The sequence below is a fragment of the Pseudophaeobacter flagellatus genome (assembly GCF_021228235.1).
Taxonomy (GTDB): domain Bacteria; phylum Pseudomonadota; class Alphaproteobacteria; order Rhodobacterales; family Rhodobacteraceae; genus Pseudophaeobacter; species Pseudophaeobacter flagellatus.
Window position 1 is genome coordinate 1 of record NZ_JAJQRG010000024.1, and the last position, 2,033, is coordinate 2,033.

Sequence of the window (2,033 nt, forward strand, 5' to 3'; positions counted from 1 at the left end):
AAGCCAAAAGATACAACAACCGTCGCGGGATGGAGCAGCCCGGTAGCTCGTCAGGCTCATAACCTGAAGGTCGTAGGTTCAAATCCTACTCCCGCAACCAAAATTATACAATGATATCAATACCTTAAACCTCGCTCTGGCAAGGCTGTTTGCGTTCGGCCACCCGCACTGGAAGCACTGTGGAAGCAAATGGGAGCGTTTGAAGCTCTTGCAATCTTGCAACACTAACATTTTTTCAATAACGAAATAATGAGATCTCACAGGCCAGAGCTGCCGTTAACGCAAAATGCGCCTGGCGGCAGCACCCAGCCCGAAACCGACATTAGACTGGGTAGTCGGTAACGGGAAGCACAGCCGCTTCGTTCAGTCCTTGCCGATGCGCTCTTCTTTCAGTTGAGCATGTTCTTTTAGTCCAATATGAACCTTAAGCCGAGAGGCCGTAGCGTCCCATCCAGCGCTTTCGTCAGAGTACCTAAATGACCAAGACGAGCCGCCGCCTCCCGAAGGCCTCAAGTAACCGACAATTGAAAAACGATAAAGTTGCTCTAATGCGGCATTCCCATCGAGTGGGTTTTCTGGCGCCCTGATTTGTAAATAGTTTTTCAGGAAATCTTCCTTTTGAAAGGTGATCGTCTTAGTCCTTGAGCATGCGCGAAGACCATCTGTCCAGTTTGGCCAATGCGGATCAATCTCGTCAGAAAGCTCATCCTTCAAGTATTCAGAGTACTCTTCCCTGCAAGCGTTGAAGTCGTCGTTAATGAACACCAGCGGATCATCAGTTCGATCACGGGCGACTTTCAGCGCCTCGTTAAGAAATTGAATGACGTCGCGAGGTCGCAGGAGGGTACGAGCGAGCATGTGCTGTAGTTTGCCTTGGGAACCCCGCATTTTACCGCCGTCTTCGATGTCTGGCCAGCTCACTGTGGGACCAAGCTTCGCAGCGAGCCTTGATTCCACCAGAGCCTTCAGTGTTTCTTCGTTCCACTTCAAGCGAACGGTTGAGCTTCTTGTGATTTTGTTTTTGTCAGAGAACGAAACCTGTTCCCAGATATCGGTTCGGAGGTAGACAATTGGTGAGACGTTTGCTCGAAATTCGGTGGAGCGTTTGATGTCACGAGCTGCCAAAATAAGGCCAATCAACATTCGCTTCTTAACGTCATCTAGTATGTCAAGCCCCTGATCCAATTCGTCAAAGTGAAGGTACAGATTTTCGATTCTGAGTTCAGCCACAGCGGTGCTGATGTCGGTGAGTAGTGAGTTTGCAAGGCTATCCAATTCGAGTCCAATTACTTTTTCCCTCGTTGGGTCGCCAAAAGTAATTGAACCTAGGGAAATACCCGCAACCTGGGGCCCGATAGTGAGGCCGACTACCTTTAACTTTGGTCGCGACAAAATTGACTTTGTTTCCGGCCTTATTGTTCCAAAATTCTCCATTAGGAATTTTCGGAGTCCTTCAAGCGTATCTGAGAATTTGGCCGAGCCAAGCTCCGAAACCATGCTTGCGAGCCTGATCGCTATTAGCAAACGCCAAGAAGCCACATATGCTTCCGTTTCAGAAGCACCTTTGTCGACTAATGCCGAATGCGTGCCCCAAGGATAGCTTCTCAACGACAGTGGTTGACCGTGTGTGGCTGGATTAGTTTCTGTAAAGTGCCTTACTAGTGCCGTTTTTCCGCTACCCTTGCGGCCCAGCACAAGTAGAATCTTGCCACTTTCAATGTCTTGTACTGCTTCCGTCGTAAGAAAGTAATCGAGAACTGGATCATCTTCGGCAGCAATTTCACCAAATGATTCGACTGTTCGTAATGTAACCATGAAAGGAATCCTCCGATTTTTCGAATTCGCTCACTTTGCAAGCAGATTGTCAAACTCTGTTTCATTGCCTCGAACAAAAGCTGTGATACGGATGGCTGGTAATCCCCCCATTTTTAATGGGGTCCAGCCGTAGAATTCATGCGGCTGTTTTCAGTTTCATAGCGGGGGTCATCCCACCGATGCCCATGTTGGGTCGCTCGTTGTTGTAAGTCCAGAGC

1 protein-coding gene and 1 tRNA gene are annotated in these 2,033 nt (G+C 48.7%); one reads left to right on the plus strand and one right to left on the minus strand.

Features of this window, described 5'->3' with window-relative positions; genetic code table 11:
- The first annotated feature begins 23 nt into the window (after positions 1-23).
- Positions 24-100 (plus strand) — tRNA-Met (locus tag LRK71_RS20415).
- 263 nt (positions 101-363) lie between these two features.
- Here LRK71_RS20415 and LRK71_RS20420 read toward each other — a convergent pair.
- A complete protein-coding gene (locus LRK71_RS20420) occupies positions 364-1,815 on the minus strand; it encodes a P-loop ATPase, Sll1717 family (protein WP_232405796.1) in 1,452 nt (483 codons plus the stop codon).
- Between the last annotated feature and the right edge of the window lie 218 nt (positions 1,816-2,033).